13 protein-coding genes and 5 pseudogenes are annotated in these 16048 nt (G+C 66.3%); 9 read left to right on the top strand and 9 right to left on the bottom strand.

Going from position 1 to position 16048, the window contains the following annotated elements; translation table 11 throughout:
* Nucleotides 1-91 precede the first annotated feature (91 nt).
* A pseudogene (locus ACWD0Y_RS32865) lies at nt 92-801 on the bottom strand (IS5 family transposase); the annotation flags it as partial.
* A 73-nt stretch (nt 802-874) separates the two neighbouring features.
* A complete protein-coding gene (locus ACWD0Y_RS32860; protein WP_450263933.1) occupies nt 875-1537 on the bottom strand; it encodes a TetR/AcrR family transcriptional regulator in 663 nt (220 codons plus the stop codon).
* A 70-nt stretch (nt 1538-1607) separates the two neighbouring features.
* On the opposite strand from ACWD0Y_RS32860, the gene ACWD0Y_RS32855 reads away from it, so the two are divergent.
* Both ACWD0Y_RS32855 and ACWD0Y_RS32850 read left to right on the top strand, forming a co-directional pair.
* A complete protein-coding gene (locus ACWD0Y_RS32855; protein ID WP_450263932.1) occupies nt 1608-2339 on the top strand; it encodes a hypothetical protein in 732 nt (243 codons plus the stop codon).
* A 172-nt stretch (nt 2340-2511) separates the two neighbouring features.
* A complete protein-coding gene (locus ACWD0Y_RS32850) occupies nt 2512-4050 on the top strand; it encodes an alpha/beta hydrolase (protein ID WP_450263931.1) in 1539 nt (512 codons plus the stop codon).
* Between the two features lie 324 nt (nt 4051-4374).
* Here the strand turns inward: ACWD0Y_RS32850 and ACWD0Y_RS32845 are convergent, their stop codons facing one another.
* From ACWD0Y_RS32845 to ACWD0Y_RS32835, 3 genes and pseudogenes are all read right to left on the bottom strand, one after another.
* On the bottom strand, nt 4375-5283 hold the full coding sequence (locus ACWD0Y_RS32845) for a transposase family protein (RefSeq protein ID WP_450263930.1): 909 nt from the start codon (nt 5281-5283) through the stop codon (nt 4375-4377).
* A 311-nt stretch (nt 5284-5594) separates the two neighbouring features.
* Complete coding sequence (locus ACWD0Y_RS32840) at nt 5595-6239, bottom strand: hypothetical protein (RefSeq protein ID WP_450263929.1); 645 nt, start codon at nt 6237-6239, stop codon at nt 5595-5597.
* A gap of 348 nt (nt 6240-6587) precedes the next feature.
* Nucleotides 6588-7183: pseudogene (locus ACWD0Y_RS32835) on the bottom strand (IS5 family transposase); the annotation flags it as partial.
* 62 nt (nt 7184-7245) lie between these two features.
* Between ACWD0Y_RS32835 and ACWD0Y_RS32830 the strand changes: the two are divergent.
* Nucleotides 7246-7961, top strand: a pseudogene (locus tag ACWD0Y_RS32830) (IS6 family transposase).
* A 77-nt stretch (nt 7962-8038) separates the two neighbouring features.
* Here ACWD0Y_RS32830 and ACWD0Y_RS32825 read toward each other — a convergent pair.
* Nucleotides 8039-8510, bottom strand: a pseudogene (locus tag ACWD0Y_RS32825) (transposase family protein); the annotation flags it as partial.
* Between the two features lie 978 nt (nt 8511-9488).
* Between ACWD0Y_RS32825 and ACWD0Y_RS32820 the strand changes: the two are divergent.
* Complete coding sequence (locus tag ACWD0Y_RS32820) at nt 9489-10058, top strand: SMI1/KNR4 family protein (protein ID WP_450263928.1); 570 nt, start codon at nt 9489-9491, stop codon at nt 10056-10058.
* Nucleotides 10059-10145: 87 nt separating this feature from the next.
* Here the strand turns inward: ACWD0Y_RS32820 and ACWD0Y_RS32815 are convergent.
* Nucleotides 10146-10511: pseudogene (locus ACWD0Y_RS32815) on the bottom strand (transposase family protein); the annotation flags it as partial.
* A gap of 3 nt (nt 10512-10514) precedes the next feature.
* Between ACWD0Y_RS32815 and ACWD0Y_RS32810 the strand changes: the two are divergent.
* The 3 genes from ACWD0Y_RS32810 to ACWD0Y_RS32800 all read left to right on the top strand — a co-directional run bounded on the left by ACWD0Y_RS32810 (nt 10515) and on the right by ACWD0Y_RS32800 (nt 11846).
* On the top strand, nt 10515-10970 hold the full coding sequence (locus tag ACWD0Y_RS32810) for a hypothetical protein (RefSeq protein WP_450263927.1): 456 nt from the start codon (nt 10515-10517) through the stop codon (nt 10968-10970).
* A 232-nt stretch (nt 10971-11202) separates the two neighbouring features.
* Nucleotides 11203-11385 carry a hypothetical protein gene (locus ACWD0Y_RS32805; protein ID WP_450263926.1) on the top strand — a complete coding sequence of 61 codons (183 nt, stop codon included), beginning with the start codon at nt 11203-11205 and terminating at the stop codon, nt 11383-11385.
* Nucleotides 11376-11846 carry a transposase family protein gene (locus tag ACWD0Y_RS32800; protein ID WP_450263925.1) on the top strand — a complete coding sequence of 157 codons (471 nt, stop codon included), beginning with the start codon at nt 11376-11378 and terminating at the stop codon, nt 11844-11846. Before ACWD0Y_RS32805 ends, ACWD0Y_RS32800 begins: the two co-directional genes overlap by 10 nt.
* A 123-nt stretch (nt 11847-11969) precedes the next feature.
* Here the strand turns inward: ACWD0Y_RS32800 and ACWD0Y_RS32795 are convergent, their stop codons facing one another.
* Entirely contained in the window at nt 11970-12941 is a 972-nt protein-coding gene (locus tag ACWD0Y_RS32795; protein ID WP_450263924.1) for an AraC-like ligand-binding domain-containing protein, read from the bottom strand.
* 577 nt (nt 12942-13518) lie between these two features.
* Between ACWD0Y_RS32795 and ACWD0Y_RS32790 the strand changes: the two genes are divergently transcribed.
* Together ACWD0Y_RS32790 and ACWD0Y_RS32785 are read left to right on the top strand one after the other, a co-directional pair.
* Complete coding sequence (locus ACWD0Y_RS32790) at nt 13519-14397, top strand: hypothetical protein (RefSeq protein WP_450263923.1); 879 nt, start codon at nt 13519-13521, stop codon at nt 14395-14397.
* A gap of 72 nt (nt 14398-14469) precedes the next feature.
* On the top strand, nt 14470-14940 hold the full coding sequence (locus ACWD0Y_RS32785) for a hypothetical protein (RefSeq protein ID WP_450263922.1): 471 nt from the start codon (nt 14470-14472) through the stop codon (nt 14938-14940).
* 165 nt (nt 14941-15105) lie between these two features.
* On the opposite strand, the gene ACWD0Y_RS32780 is transcribed toward ACWD0Y_RS32785, so the two are convergent.
* Nucleotides 15106-15920 (bottom strand): IS5 family transposase gene (locus tag ACWD0Y_RS32780; protein WP_450263934.1). Its coding sequence is split into 2 segments (ribosomal slippage): nt 15106-15560 and nt 15560-15920, totalling 816 coding nucleotides; the frame shifts between segments, so codons are not numbered across the junction.
* Nucleotides 15921-16048 lie beyond the last annotated feature (128 nt).

The following is a 16048-nucleotide window of genomic DNA, read 5'->3' as shown; positions in this document are numbered from 1 at the left end:
CAGCCCGCCCCCTTGTGGATACCGCATGCCCCCGGTAATACCGCACCGGCCACCAACCGTCAGCCCCTACGACTCCACGAGTTCAACCTCAGTAGGAGCGGTTGCCGCGGGATGAGTAGGCCTTGTCCGCGGCGACCGCTGCGGGTCTGGTGCGGGGACGGCCGACGGGTAAGGGCACTCTCACGCTCGCGAGCACGGGGATGAACTGCGGGCTGTCCCCGGCCGGCCCGGCGGTCATAACCAGCGCGAGGGGCCGGCATTGCCGGTCCGCGGCGAGGTGAATCTTGCGGGTGAGACCACCCCGGGATCTGCCGAGCAGGGCTTCCTTCAGGCGGATCCGGTGCCGGCGCCGGATGCTTCGACGTCCGGCCTGTCCGTATCGTTCCTCGTCTCCGCCCCCTTTTGCCGGGCCCTCTCCTGCTCCTGCGCTGCTTCCTCCAGAGCGTCCATGAGGTGCTTGCCGACCCGCAGTGCGGCCGCGTCGTGGTGGGCGCGGACCGTGGTGGAGTCCACGCCGACCAGCGACAAGTCTGTCCTTCCCGCGCGGGCGCCCTGGGCGATCGGGCCTTCCGGCAGAGCAGTGAAGACACCTGCGTCGCGCCAGACGCGGAAGCGTCCGTAGACGGTCGCCCAGGGCCCGAACTCGGCAGGCATCTCCCGCCACTGGGCACTGGACCAAAACCGCCAGATCACCCCCTCGAACTGCTCGCGCAACCGCTCCGGGTACGGGCCGGATCTACCGATCGGCAAGTACGGCTCGATGAACTTCCGCTGGGCATGGGTGAGTTGCCTGCGCGTCACGACCACAGTCCTACCGGGTTCCATCCTGCGGAAAGGACAGAACCCAGAACTTGATCACGACCTCACACGGACCCTAGCGGTGGCTCCGTGACTCCTCGGCGGCCTCAGGAGCTCCAGCCGCTCCCTCGACGGCTTCTCCGGAAGGCGGAAAGGCGTCGCGCAGACGCCGCAGGGCCGCCGTCACAACGGCACGGACGTCCGCCTCGCGCAACGGGGCGGAGGACAGCGCCGAACTGAACGAGAAGCCCTCGACCAGGGCGATCAGCAGGAGCGCCTCGCGGTGCAGCGCCTCCTCGTCGATCGCGCGGTCGGCCAGCGCATCGCGCAGCAACGAGCGGATCACCTCCGCGCCCGCGAGGGACGTGGCAGCGATGTCGGTCGCGAGCTCCGCGTCCGTGCGCGCCAGGACACGGTATTCGACGAGAGCGATGTTCTCCCGGCGCTCCTGCTCGCTGGTCGGGGCGGTGAATGCGATCACATCCACGAGCCGTGCGACCGGGTCGTCGGACATCGTCGCGGCGCGGCGCGCGGCGCGCTGCATGAGGACGCCCAACGTGAAGCGCATGACCTCGCGGAGGGTGTCGCCGAAGTAGTGTCGGATGCTCCCGATGGCCAGGCCGGTGCGTGCGGAGATCCGGGCGAGGGTCACCGAGCGGATCCCGTGCGCGGCGATCTCCTCGATCACGGCGTCGGCGACCTGCTCTCGGCGGACATCCGGGTTGGCTCTCTTGGACATGACGCCATCCTAGCCAGTCTTTGGCATGCCTGTGCTACTTTGTCTAGCACGGTCATGCTAGAAAGGTGTCGTGGCGGTGCTCTGCCCCGTCACGACCCCGGACAGGGGAGACATGAACGACCGGCATGATCCCTGGACTGGTGCGGCGCGGAAGGATCCTTACGGCTTCGACGGGCTCGACGGCGATGCGGAAGCGTGGTCGACGCCCGCTCCGGAACCGGGCTCACCGTTGCCACCGTTCCGCCCCTCCTTCTCACTGCAGCGCACACGATTCGCGATCGGCCTCCCCGGTGCGTCGACGGCGACGGTCGATGTCGATCACCTGTCGGGCCGGGCCTCGCTCTACCGGGACGACCGGCACGTGCAGAGCTCCGACATGCCGGTACGGTTCGCGCTCGGAGCGGACAGCATCGAGGTCGCCGCGAGCAGGTATGGCATGCGGCGGATTCACCTGATCAGCGGGGACGGCAGCCGACGACGTCTCGATCCCGCGCCGGGGACGCCCGAGCACTGGCGCGCCCAGCTCTCCCGCCGGCACCCCGGGGTCGGGCGCGCCCTCTCTGCCTGCGCCGTCATCGTGCTGATGATGAATCTGCTGGTCCTCGCCCCGCAGCTGCTCGAGCTGGTCACCCACCTACCGCTCTGGGCTGATTACTTCACCCCGTTCGCCTCGCCCATCGACCTGCCGGCATGGGCGAACACGGTTCTCGCCGTCACTGCGGGCCTCGCGGGGATCGAACGAGCACTCACCTTCCGCCATCACCGGCTCCTCGATGCCGAGACCGGCGGGGTCGAGAGCTGACACCCCCGCACTGACCGGTCACGTTGCTGCCTGATCGAGCATCTCAACGCCCCTCACCCAAGAGTAATCCGTCAACCGCCGCCGCATCCTCGTACAGGACCGCGGCTTGGTACAGGAGAAACTCATGCGATCACATCCTCGGCTCCCCCATCGCTCCCGGCACCGCGAGACCGTGCTCGCCGCGGCTGTACTCCTCCTGCTCGCCGGATGCACGCCCACTTCCGCTTCTCCTCCACCGGACTCCGGGGCGGATGCGGACCTCGGCGCCTACCTCGAGCAAGAGCTCAACTGGGTCGGCTGCAAGAACACCGCGACGAGCAAGGCGGACGCCAAACTGTTCGCGAACCCGGCGCTCCAGTGCGCCTCGGTCGAGGTACCGCTCGACTACGACAAGCCGGAGGGGAAGAAGGCGCGAATCGCGCTCACGCGCCTCCCCGCCAGGGGTGAGGCCGATGGCTCGTTGCTGATCGACCCGGGAGGCCCGGGAGGATCCGGCACCAGCTTCGTCGCGTCCACCCTGCCACTGTGGCAGAAGAGCCCCGTCGCCAAGCGCTTCGACATCGTCGGCTTCGATCCTCGCGGGGTGGGGTCGTCGACCCCGGCCCTTGACTGCTACACCGACGAGGAGTACGACGCAGGCGACGTGCCGCGGTTCGGCGCAGTGTACGACGTCACGAGCGCCGAGGAGGCGGGCGAGCTCGCAGAGCGCTGCGCAGCCGGCTCTGGCGGTGTCGCGAACCTTGTGAACGCCGGGTCGACGAACGTTGTGCGCGATATGGACATCACGCGAGCGGTGCTCGGCGATGACAAGCTGACCTATCTCGGCTACAGCTACAGCTACAGCTACGGCTCCGAGCTTGGCGCCATGTACGCCGCGACCTACCCCAACAAGGTCCGCGCGATCGTGCTCGACGGGGCCGTCTCACCCGACCTGACGGCGAGCGAGTTCCGCCTCTCCTCATTCACCGGACTGCAGGCACGGTTCGACGACCTCGCCGCACACTGCGTAGAATCGCCCGACTGCGTTCTCGGCCCCGACCCCGCAGCTGCGAACGACCGCCTGCGCGAGATCGTCCAGCCGCTCATCAAGACACCAGCACCGACCACCGACGGCCGGGACCTGAGCGTCTGGGACGTCTATCTCGGCATCAGCGGCGGACTGTACTCCGAAAAGAATTGGCCCGACGTCATCTCCGCCCTGACCGCGCTCGAAGCGGGGAACGCCGACGAGATGCTCGCCCTACGCGACACCTTCTACGCCCGCACGGCGGACGGCGCCTACGGCCACGACTTCGACACGAACATCGCTGTGCGCTGCATGGACTTACCCCGTCCGACGCCGGAGGAACAGACCTCGCTCGCACGCAAGATCGGGAAGGCCGCTCCCATGTTCGACATCGACGCGTTCACGGCGGGCAACCACCACAGCGAATGCGAGGCGTGGCCCGCGCCGCCAACACGCGACGAACCCTGGCTCGCCGATGTCGAAGGCCTCCCCGAGACGCTCGTCGTGTCCGTCACCGGCGATCCTGCGACACCGCACGAGGGCGGCATCGCGATGGCGCGAGCTCTCGGCGGAAGCCTGCTCACAGTCGACGGCAAGCAGCACGGCGCCTACCTCCTCGGCGGCAGCAAGTGCGTCGACGACGTGGTCAATGAATATCTCCTCGACCTCGAAACCCCGCCCGCCGACGCCCGTTGCAGCCTGTGACACGCTCGACTCCGGCGGCAGCCGCCCCGGGTGGTGCTGGTGACTCGCGGGCCTGACCCGACAGGCCTCACGCCGGTTCGCAACCATGCCGCGGAATGGCGGGTACGGTGATCGGCGGGCCGAGAAGGGATGAGCCGGTCAAGGGGCGCCCGTCGTATCCGGCGTGAGCGGCGGGCAGTCGTCCTCAGCAGGACCCGCCCCCGATCGTCGGGATCGGCGGTACAGCGGACATCGGCAGCGGTGGCTCCGTTTCGAGGTCGGCTTACGACTTCGGGGGAAATTGAGATCCGGGCGTGCTGGCCTGGAGGTTTGGCTGGTGGGTGATCAGCAGGCGGTGTAGCGGACGAGGACGAGGACGAGCTCGGCGCTGGTCTGTCGGCGGGTTGCCCGCTGGGCGGATCGGTCGGAGACGAGACCGGCGATCGCGAGGTGGATCTCGGCGTAGGTGTCGCGCCGTCCGGTGAACCGGCGCAGGGGCGCCCACTGGCGGAGCTCGGCGTTGGTGTGCTCGACGCAGATCCGGGCCGAGGACTGGCGGCGCCTGGCCTCTTGCCAGGCGTACCTGTCGCCGTCGCACGCCTCTCCCGCGGGCTTTTTCGGCGGTGCGGTGACCTGGTCGGGGAACTCCTTGGCCAGCCCCTGATACCCGGAGTCGACCCGGGCTTTGACCGTGGGACGGGTTCGGAACTGCTCGGCGATGCCTTCGGTGCGTAGGGCGGTCTGATCGTGCATGCGGCCCGGTCGGACCGCGCCGGACAGCAGTAAGCGGCCCTGGCTGTCGCTGAACGTGGTGGTCTTGATGGTGTTCTGCCTGCGCTTGCCGGAGACGAACGCCCGGCGGCCCGGGCGCGCGGCCTGAGGGCGGCGGACCTGGGTCTCGGCCCCGTCTATCCGCAGCTCGACGCCCTCGGCCTCGGCATAGGCGAAGACGTCCTCCAGGGTCTTCAGCCGCAGTCCCGCCCGGTCGGGTACGGCGAACCCGCGGGTCGCGAGGAGCGGACGGACCTGGCGGACGGCCTCGGAGACGGTGAAGCGGTCCACGGCGAAGAGCTCGGCGAGCACTGCGTGCGGCAACTGGTGGCGCAGATGGACCAGGGTGACCAGCAGTCGGTCGAGGAAGACCAGCTTCGGCTTGCGTCCAGCCCCTTCCGTCCGTCGGCGCGGGCCACCCCGTGCCGCACGCAGCGCGGACTGGCGGGCCGCTTCCCACGGTCCGGCGAGTTCGGCGAACAACTCGCCGCAATGTGCGCGGGAGACACCGGACAGGGCAGGATGGGAACAGACCGCACGGGCCCAGGTCAGCTTCACAACTCACCCAACCCGTGCGGTCCTTCTCATGTCACGGCCCGACCGGGGCGATCACTATTCCCCCGAGATCGTAAGACCGTGTCCTATGTGGAGTTCGCTCGCTGGGTCGGTCATGGGGGAACAGGGCTTCCACAGCGAACCGCTGGAATGGCCGGTCGGCGGGCTGAGTCCCGGACGGAGCACGGCGCCAGGGGCCATCCGAGTCTGGGTGTCTGTGCACGCCGTGCCGGCCGGAATCAGCAGGCGGAGACTTCGGTCGGGGCCTGCAGGTCGTAGCGGACGATGTCCGCGTTGTCCTTGAAGGAGATCCCCACATTCCCGAAGGCGCCGCTCCCTTCGTACTGCGTCCAGCTGATGGTCTTGATGTCCCTGGGCCCCACCTGCTTGCCGAGCGACATGGTCATCAGGCGCCCGGTGCACGAGGAGGCGGAACCGCCTCTGCCGGAAGGCGGCTCCGCCTGGACCACAGCGGAGCCGTCGACCTTGAGCTGCTGCCGGTCGACCGTCTCCACCGTGTAGCCCTGCTTCGGCTTCGCCCCGTCCATGACGGTGTTGAAGGAGACGTCGAAATAGCCGACGTGCACGGTCACGGGCTCGCAGAGCTTCGGCGGCCCGCCGAGCTCGATGGGCAGGTAGCTGGTCACGCTGCGCCCGAGGAGATTGCTGTCCAGCCACTCCCTGTCGCCGCGGACACAGGTGGGCGCGGGGGACGGAGGCGCCGGGGTGGGCGCGACGGAGGACGGCGAACTCGCCGAGGGGGTGGCCGGGGCGGCGTCGTTGCCGCTCTCACCGCTGCCGCAGGCGGAGAGGCCGAGTGTTGCCGCCATGACGGCGAGCAGCGCGATGACCCGTAACGGTGATTGTTCTGCCTGGTCTGTCACCGGACAATGCTGACCGAACGGCACAGGTGAGTCAACGGGGGTCGAGGCCAGTTGGTATGTGACCTGTGCCCGAAGTGGAAGGAACCGTCCGTGGGCAATCCGGACGGCTGCCCGGGCAGCAGACGTCGTACTCGGGTCCAGTTAAGGGTCTGGGCCTGCTGCCAACAGGGCTACGCTGTCGAGCCGACCTCTCCAACGACCCCGCCGAAGATTGCCGTCGCGCTGCATGACGGCTACTACGGCTGCATATCGGGCTCTGGGTTCAGCAACCGGGCGTTCCTTGAGGTACTCACCAGACACCGCTCCTTGATCCACTCCCTATTTCCTCCCAGGTCGTTAGAAGTCATCTCATTTGGCGAGTCTGCGGTAGCAGATGAGTGTGCAGGCGATGCTGGTGAAGGCCAGGAAGTGGTCGGCCTTGCGTTCGTAGCGTCGGTGGAGGCGGCGGCAGCCGGCGAGCCAGGCCATGGTGCGTTCCACGGTCCAGCGGTGGCAGCCCAGCCGTTGTGAGGACTCGACTCCCTTGCGGGCGATGCGGTGGGTGATGCCGCGTTCGCGTAACCATCGCCGCAGGTGGGCGTAGTCGTAGCCCTTGTCGGCGTGGAGTTTTCCGGGCTTGCGCCGTCGCCGGCCGCGGCGCGAGCAAATCGGCGGGATGCCCTTCACGAGCGGGATCAGGGCCTGGCTGTCGTGCAGGTTGGCCCCGGAAATGCCGATGGATATGGGCAGACCCGACCGTTCCGTGATCAGGTAGATCTTCGAGCCGTACCTGCCCCGATCGACAGGATTCGGACCTGTCAGGTCCCCCTTTTCAGGGCCCGCATGTTCACCGAGTCGATCGCGCACCGCGACCAGTCCAGCTCGCCGCGGGCACCGAGTTCGTCGAGGACCAGGCGGTGGAGCTTGGCCCACACCCTGGCCTTCGACCACTCCGAAAAACGGCGCTGTCACGTTGGCTGGCCGGGTGGGTTGATCTTCGGGTTGGTCACGCCGGGAAGGGCCGTCCGTGGGGAGTGCGTCGCCGTCGTACAAGGGGCATCGCTATCCGGTCGAGGTCATCTCCCGCTGTGTGTGGCTGTACTTCCGCTTTCCGCTGTCGTTTCGCGAGGTGGAGGAGCTGATGCTCCAGCGCGGTGTCATCGTCTCCTGCGAGGCCGTGCGCCGCTGGTGCGCCACGTTCGGGCAGGCCTGTGCAGACGGACCGCGCAGCCGCCGGCCCCAGCCCGGGACAAATGGCATCTGGGCGAGGTGTTCATCAAGGCAACGGCGAGCTGGAGTATCTATGGCGAGCCGTCGACGCCGGCGGCAGCGTCCTCGGCATCCTCGTGCAGAACCGGCGGGACAAGGCCGCCGCCAGGCGGTTCTTCTGCCACCTGATGAAGACGCGTGCAGTGCCGCGGGTGGTCGTCACCGACAAGCTGCGCTCCTGCAGCGCCGCCCACCGTCAGGTCATGCCTTCCGTCGAGCACCGCGCTCATAAAGGCCTGAACAACCGGGCCGAGAACAGCCACCAGCCCACCCGGCAGCGGGAACGCGCGATGAAGGGCCTTGCGGTCCACGGGCGCGGCACAGCGGTTCCTGTCCGCGTTCAGCGGCATCTCGCCGCACTTGCGGCCCCACCGTCACCTGATGCCCGCACATCACCACCGAGCCGAGATGATCGTCCGCTTCGCCATCCGGGATCAGATCACCGGCGCCGCCGACCGGCCCACCATGGCCTGAAAACAGGACCGTACCCGGGGCCCATCACGCCCCGACACGCCGTCAGACAATCACGTACCCAACAACATGACAACGCCCCACAGCGGGGTGCCGTCCGGGGCGGCGATGACCTGCACATTCATTCCGTGCTTGCGGTGCTTCTGCGAGTAGTACGGCTCGTCCGTACGGATCCGGTCGGTCGGGATCAGGGTCCCGTCAACGATGACGTGGTCGCTCTCGCCGAGGCCGACGAGAGCTTCGTGCAGGCCGGACGCCCAGGAGGCCAGAACGTCCATGGTCTCGTCGACGTACCGCCAAGCGGTGGCCTGGGATATCCCGAAACCGGCCCCGAGCTGCGAGAACGTCTCGTTCTTACGCAGATGGACGAGCGCGAGCAGCGCCTGCTTGAAGCACCCGAGCTTGCGCCAGCGGGTGTTCATTCTCAGGCGGTGCTCGTACAGCAGCCAGGAGACATGCTCGACGAGCTCGTGCGGGACGTCGACCATGGCAGGATACGGAACCAACAGGGCCCCTCGGTTCGGTCGCCGGTGTGTTGAGTGGAATCACCACGCCAACGATGAGGGGCCCTGCCTCGTCACCGCGCCCGCTGACCAGCCCGTTTCACTCCCGCGGAACAGGATGAAAGAGGCTCACTGCGCTTTCGTACGCTCGCGATGCTGTCGGCGTCGTATTCCTGGCGTTTGCATCTGTCGGCTTGCTGGGTCTGGCATCTGTCGATGCCAGATGGGATGCTGGGTCCTCCGATCATCTCATTGCGCAACCAAGTGGTCTTTCCGTTACCCCTGTTGCCCTGGAGCCCTTATGCGGACAAGGTTCATCGGTGGACTAAGCGCGTTGGCACTTTCTGTCGGGATGTTGGCCTCGGCGGGGCCCGCAGCCCAAGCAACTTCCGCTGCATACCCAACGAGGCAAGTCGATCTGTCGTATGGAGCTTCCTACATCCGAGGCACCTTGACATTCTACAATCGAAGTGTTGGCTTCAAGGGTACGATCCGGGCCTTGAGTTCGAGCGGATGCCGTTACGCCAAGCTCACCACTATCGCCGCTGACAATGGCGATTATCTGGGCACCCAAGAAACCCGCAGAGCATGCAACAGCGTCATCAGCGTAACTGAATCCATTACCGCCGACAGGGTCGGCGGGGCCTGCAGCGTATTCCTTGAGTTCTTCCACGGAGACGGGAGAAGACTGACGTGGTTTGAGTACGAACACCTCGATCCTCAATGCCCTTAGCGCATCGCATGCCACTCGTCTATTGAGCGTTTTCAGCTTCGCCACTCCAGGGTGAGGACGGCCTTGGCGACATCGGCTGGGCCCGCCGGGCACAGTGGCTTGGTTTGTGAGGAGTTGGCGGGTGGTCACCTCGCTGAGCGGCCGGTCCTGTACTTCGGGGCGGAAGGTGGTCGTAGGGGAGGGGGTAGGAAGCCTGCTCGGAGTACCATCCCTGCGAGGTCCTCAGGTCGGCGCTCCGCAACTCCTGCAGTGGCGCAGTCGTATGGGGCATCCGTGTAGAGAGGGCAGAGGGGAATGAGCGCGGCGGAGAGCTGGTCCCGCGTGATGAATCTTCTTCGGCAGCATGCCCCGGCCGATCACGCGGATCTGCCTGGGCCCGCTACGGAGCAGATGCTCGCGGGCGCCGAGGAACGGATGAGTATCTCCCTCCCTCAGGATCTGCGGGCGTGGCTGTTGCAGAACAATCTGGATCTTCCTGAGGAAGATGTGGACGACGAGGTGGCATGTTGCGGCTTCGCCGGGTTCCCGGACGAGGGAAGCTTCTTTCTGGGCATCCGGGCGATGGAGAAGCTCTACGCGAACCGCTACATGCCCGGTGGATTCGACCCTCCGGACCAGCCGGACAATCCGTTGTGGCGTAATGAGTGGATCCCGTTCCTGTCGGATCAGGACGGCTGGACGGGAAAGTTCATCGACGTGCGGGACGGGCTTATCGGCAGGTGGTTCGTGGGTGAGATCACGATCACGGGCGAGTACGAATCCCTGGCTCACTATTTCGACTCCGTGGCGGAGAAGCTGACGAAGATCGCCGATGGAAACTATCCGGTCTGTGAGGTCGCCGAAGGGCGACTCGTCTGGTCGTGAGACAAAAAATCCGCCGCGTCGGTCCCACTGGATGACCGTCATCGCCAAAGCCGTCCTCCCTGGGGAGGCGACGGTGAAGAAGCATTTTCAGCGTTGGCGCTCCAAGGCGAGAACGGCCGCGACGATGGCCGTCATGCGGTTGGGACTGACGCGGGCTTTGCGGAAGACGTGCCAGGACTTCAACCTCGCGACGCTTCGTTCGACTGGTGCTCGTGCCTCTGACAGGGCCCGGTTGACTGTCCGCTGGGTCGGGCTGAGGTCCTGGTGCGGAAGTCGCCTGATCGGCGTGGTCACCCAGGAGCTGGCCCCGATGTAGGCGCGGTCGGCAAGGACCGGAATGCCCTGGCGCTCGCAGATCCGGATGACTCGGTGGGTGCGGGCCGCGGTCAGGTCATGGGTGCGGCCGGACAGGGCGGGTGAGATCCACAGCAGGTTGCCTGCGGGATCGGCAACTGCATGCTGGATCCCGAGTTGCTGGAACGGATCACCGCGCGGCGCGCAGAGCTGGACGAACGCGAAGAACAGCTGGTCAAACGGCTGGCTGAAGTGCGGGCCGAGCGGGACGAACTCGCTGTCGCCGAACGCGTCCTTGAACAGATGACCGGGCAGCTCGCCGAAGAACGCGCCTCCGCCGGACCGGTGCCCGGGCAGGTGGCGGGCCGGGCGGTGATGCTGATCCCGCACCGCGAACCGGGCGTCGAGGAAGCCTCGCTTCCGCGGGACTATCAGCGCATCATCGCCGCCGTGCGGCAGGCCGCCGGACCGGTCATGGCCCGCGAGGTCGGCGAGGTGGTGGGAATGGACGTCAGCGTGAAGGCCAAGCTGGAACCGCTACGCAGCAAGCTCGTCAGACTCGTCGATCGCGGCTGGCTGCGCAAACTGCCCGACGGCCGGTTCACCACCCGCCTGTGACCAGCAGTACCGCAACTCGAAGCGGCTCGGCACGGGCGTAACCGGGGTGTCCCCGGCGGCCGTTGGAAGTGTGTGACGAATACCAGAGAACGCCAAGGACACCTGCTCGCTTGTCTAACAGTGCCGTCTGCCGCTGTCCACGCGCACCGTCAACCACCTCGCCGATCTGCTCAGGCGGCGCCTGAAGGCGATCGGGTCCCGGTGGCGGATTCTGCCGCCTGGGAAGATCGCGGTGATCACCCTGGCCGTGCTGCGTCACGACCAGCGCCTGGCCGACATGGCCGGCGGCAACAACGTGTCCGAATCCACCGTCCGCCGCCGGCGCGACGAACTGATCGGACTGCTCGCCGCCCAGACACCGCGCCTGGACCGTGCCCTGAAGAAGGTCGCCAAGCGGGGCAGGAGGTGGTCCTGATCGACGGCACCCTCATTCGCACCAGACGCCGCACCGGTAAGGCCGACCGGCGTAACTACTCCGGCAAGCACCGTAGCCACGGCCTGCACTTCCTCGCCCTGACCGACGAGAAGGGCCGCCTGATCTGGATATCCGCCGCTCGGCCCGGGCGCACCCACGACAACACCGCCGCCCGCCACGACCACATCCTGGCCCACCTGCGCGCCGCCGGCCTCGGGGCGCTGGCCGACCTCGGCTTCCGCGGCCTGGACAACGACATCCGCGACCCCGTGATCGTCACCGGCTACATCGCCACTCGTACCCACCAGCTCACTCAAGGCGAGAAGGAGGCCAACCGTATCCTCGCCGTCGGATGTGCACCGGTCGAGCACGGCTTCGCCCACCTCAAGAACTGGCGGATCCTCACCAAGCTCCGCACCGACCCCGCGCCACCCAACTCCTGCGCGCCCTGCTCGTCCTGACGAACCTAGAAATCAACCGCTGACGGAGGATCTACTGCTCAGACAGTCGCCCGTGACCAGCATGGGTACTCCCAGAACTGGTCACACCAGCCCTTTGACCTGCGAATTCAAGTTGGTGGAGGCTCAGTGAAGTCCCCGCTGGGAATGGTTCTGGTCGCGCCAGGCGCGAGGGGACAGGCCGTAGACCTGTTTGAAAACCCTGCTGAAGTGGGTGGCGTCGACGAAGCCCCAGCGCCGTCCTGTTGCTGCGATGGTGCGCATGCGGCCGTTCGGACCAGCCAGTTCTTTCCTGCATTCCGCCAAACGCTGAGAGCGGATCCAGTCGCCGAGACCGATGCCTGACCTGGCTAGCAGCGTGTACAGATGGCGGACCGAAATGCTGTGTGCGGCGGCGATCTGCGAGGCTGACAGGCCGGGGTCGGCCAGGTGCGACCGAACGTACTGCGTAATCCGCAGATGGAGTGTCGCCTCCATCGGCCCTCTGGACAGGCTGGTGCTACCGAGCTGCGCCGCCACGACAGCACGGACCAGCTCGATGCTGGGCTGCACAACTGTGTCCGCGTGCGGGCCCTCGCGCAGCTCTTCGGTGACGGCCAGCTGGGAGAAGTAAGTGAAGGCGAGTCCCGCGACGGGGTTGTCGGGGCCCAGGCGGACCGCGGCGATGTCTCGCAGCGACCGCCCTGGCAGCGCGAGTGCGGCGCGCGGGAAGCGCAGGAAATGGTGAGAGACTCCTTCGTCGAAGACAAGTGTGTACGGCGAAACCGTCTCGTAGAGGGCGAAGTCTCCCGGCCTCAGTACGGTTTCACGGTCGTTCTGTACCACCAGGCTGGTGCCCGTCACCTGGAGGCCGAGGAAGACTGCCGGCTCCTCATCCGCCCTGGCCAGTCGCGGAGTGCGCTGCACCGTCAGCGCGGTCGCCCGCGCTGAGCAGATCCTCAAGGGTCCAACGCTGCTGAGGCCCATGCGAACCGAGAGTTCATTCGCCGACTGGTGGTGATGGATGTCGACCGGCACGACGGATTCCCAGACCGCGTGCCGGATCGATTCCTCTCGGTCCTTCGGCGGCAGGAACGAGGTGTCCAGTACCGGGCTCATGTGCAGAGCCCCAGTCCGAGCAGACCATCGCGATGTCCTGATGACGCTTCGGTCCGTAGTTTCACAAGTCCCCCCGACAGTCGTGCAACCACGCGAGTTCTCCTCCCGAAAGGCCCATAGGAGCAAGCGAGTTGAACGGTATACGACTGACGAAGCTCTCACATGAACGACCGGATCCCAAACTCGCGTCCACCCTACGGTCGGCTTGATGGCAGATGGCGCACGAGATCGGGATCCTGGCAGGTCTCCGTCCTGTCGGCCCCCTGACCCAGCTCTGGAACATCCCGGCGTGGACTGAACCAGCACCGACGCTGGCGGTCTCGAGGTACTGGGAGGGGCGGGGCGAGGAGGGGAGCCTCACGAAGGTGCGCACTGGAGAAGGACTCGGGACACCGCTGCCTGGAAGGCGAGAGAGACCGCACAGGTCTGTCCGCCACCTGTGCTCGCGCTGGCGCACAGGCGGCAAAGATCTGCGCACACATGGCAAACACCAGACCCCCGTCACCTCATAGTCTCCTCCTCACTTGGCCAAGATGTCGGACTCCGGAAGGTGGAACAACTCATGAGAAAGAGGGCCATGGCGATCGCCGTGGCGATGCTATTGGCCTGCTGCGGGGTCGGCTGTGAAAACCAGCCGGTCCAGGATTCCGTCACCAATTCAGAAATTCGCAACCTCACTGTCGCGGAGGAAATCGCGATCGAGCGCGCTGAGCAGATACATATTAAGGCGTGTATGGCAGAGCAGGATCTGCCCTACTGGGAATTCCCTGTTCCCAGCGCTGATGAACGCAAGGAGGGGCGCTACGTGATTGAGGAGGTGGAGTGGGCGCGGAAGTATGGGTACGGTCGCGTTTTCCAGGAGCGGGGCGAGCGAATCCGCCGTACGCATCCAACTACCACCTACCAAAACGAGCTTTCGCAGAACGACCGTGCTGCGTATACGAGGGCGCTGGACGGCGACACGGATGATCGGGAGGAGGTGAAACTTCCCGGCGGCCGGGGCACAGTAAGTACCCCTCGTGGAGGATGCGTGAACAAAGCGCGGGAGGAACTGTACGGGGACGCACGCTCCTGGTTCGTCGCGCGTAAGACCGTAGAGAACCTGATCCCGCTCTACGGGCTGCGACTCCTGGAGGATAAGCGTTTCACCATATCGCTCCGCAAGTGGGCGCAGTGCATGAGAAACGCCGGTCGGCCTTTCGACAGCCCTCAGCAGTTGCGCCAAACCCGCGAGGTCGCCACCCAGGGTATGCCGCAGTCACAGGCGCATGCGTTCGACAAAAAGCTGGCGGTTGTGGAAGCGACCTGCGCGCAGAAGACAGCGCTGGGTGAGGTCCTCCGCTCCCTCGAAGCCTCATACCGCGAGAAGACGCTCAAAAAGTACAGCGATCAATTGGACGACTACCGGGAGATGCGCGTGCGCGCGCTGAAGCAGGCCCGGCAGGTCACGCCCTGAGTACGCCCGACGGCACCGGACGTCCGGTCGCTGGTCTGCAAGGTCATTCGAAATAGGAGATGCAACATGCGTATGAACAGTTCAGCCGCCCTCGTCGCGGCCTTGGTGGGCCTCGTCACCCTTGGGCCCGTCCCCAGCGCCTCCGCCGCCGCGGGGACGTGCGCGGACAACTACGAGAACGCCATCGCCGGCTACATGTACGCGTACGACGGATCGTACTGCGATGGAACCATGCTGGGCAGAGCTCTCGGCGACGACTCCAACTGGGGAGACAGCGCCAGCTCCTTCCAGGGCGGTGACAACAACAAAGCCAGTTCGGTCTTGAACAAGGGCAACTATCAGGTGGTGCAGTTCTTCGAGGTAACCAACGGGCCCGGACCGAACGGTTTCATCTACTCCACGTGCCTGACGCGCTCGGAGGGCTACGCCTCGACCCTCAGCGATGAGTACTGGAGCGACGATCGTCTGTTCGGCACTGTCAACAACAACATTTCCTCCCACAGGTGGGTGGCCGGGACCACCTGCACCGGTTACCTTCAGTAATCCCCCTAACGCACGCTGCGCGAGACCGCTGACACACCCGCGAGCGGCTCAGTTGCCAAAGTTCGGCAACTGAGCCGCTCGGTCACACCCGCCCATCGACTGCGGCGGGCACGGCTGCGATGAGGGATGGGCGCCGCCTGCACAGCAAGATTGTTAGACGTTGTTTCACTTGGTGTGTCGCCGGTAGTTGATGAGGCTGGTGGCGATGGCTGTGAAGGCGAGGAAGTGTTCTGGCTTGCGCTCGTAGCGGCGGTGGAGCCGGCGGCAGCCGGTGAGCCAGGACATGGTGCGTTCGATGACCCACCGGTGGCGGCCGAGCCGCTGTGAGTTCTCGATGCCCCGACGGGCGATCCGTGGTGCGATGCCGCGAGAGCGGAGCCATCGCCGCAGGTGGGGGTAGTCGTAGCCCTTGTCGCCGTGGAGCTTGTCGGGCCGCCTGCGGCGGGAACCGCGGCGGCTGCGGATCGGCGGTATCGAGGCGACGAGCGGCTTCAGCGCGAGACGGTCGTGGGTGTTCGCCGCACAGATGGCGACCGCGACCAAAAGCCCGGATCGGTCGGTGACCAGGTGGACCTTCGATCCGTTCTTGCCGCGACCGGTCGGATTCGGTCCGGTCAGCAGCCCCCTTTGAGAGCCCGGACACTCACCGAGTCGATGGCGAAACGCGACCAGTCCAGGTCTGCCTGGGCGCCGAGCTCATCCCGGACGACCCGGTGGAGACGGGCCCAGACCCGCTCCTTGCTCCAGCGGGCGAAACGCCGGTAGACCGTCGGCCAGGCCGGCCCAAACAGCGGCGGCACCTGCCGCCACGTACAACCCGACGTAGCCACGAACACGATCGCGGCCAGACACTCACGATCTCCCGCCCGCCGGCGGCCTCCTCCTTGCGGGCGCATCACCACCGTCTCCGGCACCACTGTGCGGAACAACTCCCACAACTCATCCGGCACCAACCGCTCGGCAAGACTCGCCATGCCCAGCACAACGAGCCAAACCGCCAAAGGAAACGACGTCTTAGAAGTCGTTTCTTATGGCGTCCTTGTGGTTATCGTGCCTGAGTGCGCCATCGTTAGGGTTGGACAGAGGGCTGGGGGATCGTGGATGAGAC

The sequence above is a fragment of the Streptomyces altiplanensis genome (assembly GCF_053591575.1).
The sequence above is the reverse complement of the archived record's forward strand: the minus strand, read 5'-3'. Positions and strand labels throughout refer to the sequence as shown.

What these genes read in the sequence shown, in the direction of transcription:
- ACWD0Y_RS32860 (WP_450263933.1), bottom strand. Translation starts at nt 1,537, where the DNA reads ATGTCCAAGAGAGCCAACCCGGATGTCCGCCGAGAGCAGGTCGCCGAC.
- ACWD0Y_RS32795 (WP_450263924.1), bottom strand. Translation starts at nt 12,941, where the DNA reads ATGAGCCCGGTACTGGACACCTCGTTCCTGCCGCCGAAGGACCGAGAG.
- ACWD0Y_RS32810 (WP_450263927.1), top strand. Translation starts at nt 10,515, where the DNA reads ATGCTGGATCCCGAGTTGCTGGAACGGATCACCGCGCGGCGCGCAGAG.
- ACWD0Y_RS32820 (WP_450263928.1), top strand. Translation starts at nt 9,489, where the DNA reads ATGAGCGCGGCGGAGAGCTGGTCCCGCGTGATGAATCTTCTTCGGCAG.
- ACWD0Y_RS32785 (WP_450263922.1), top strand. Translation starts at nt 14,470, where the DNA reads ATGAACAGTTCAGCCGCCCTCGTCGCGGCCTTGGTGGGCCTCGTCACC.
- ACWD0Y_RS32790 (WP_450263923.1), top strand. Translation starts at nt 13,519, where the DNA reads ATGGCGATCGCCGTGGCGATGCTATTGGCCTGCTGCGGGGTCGGCTGT.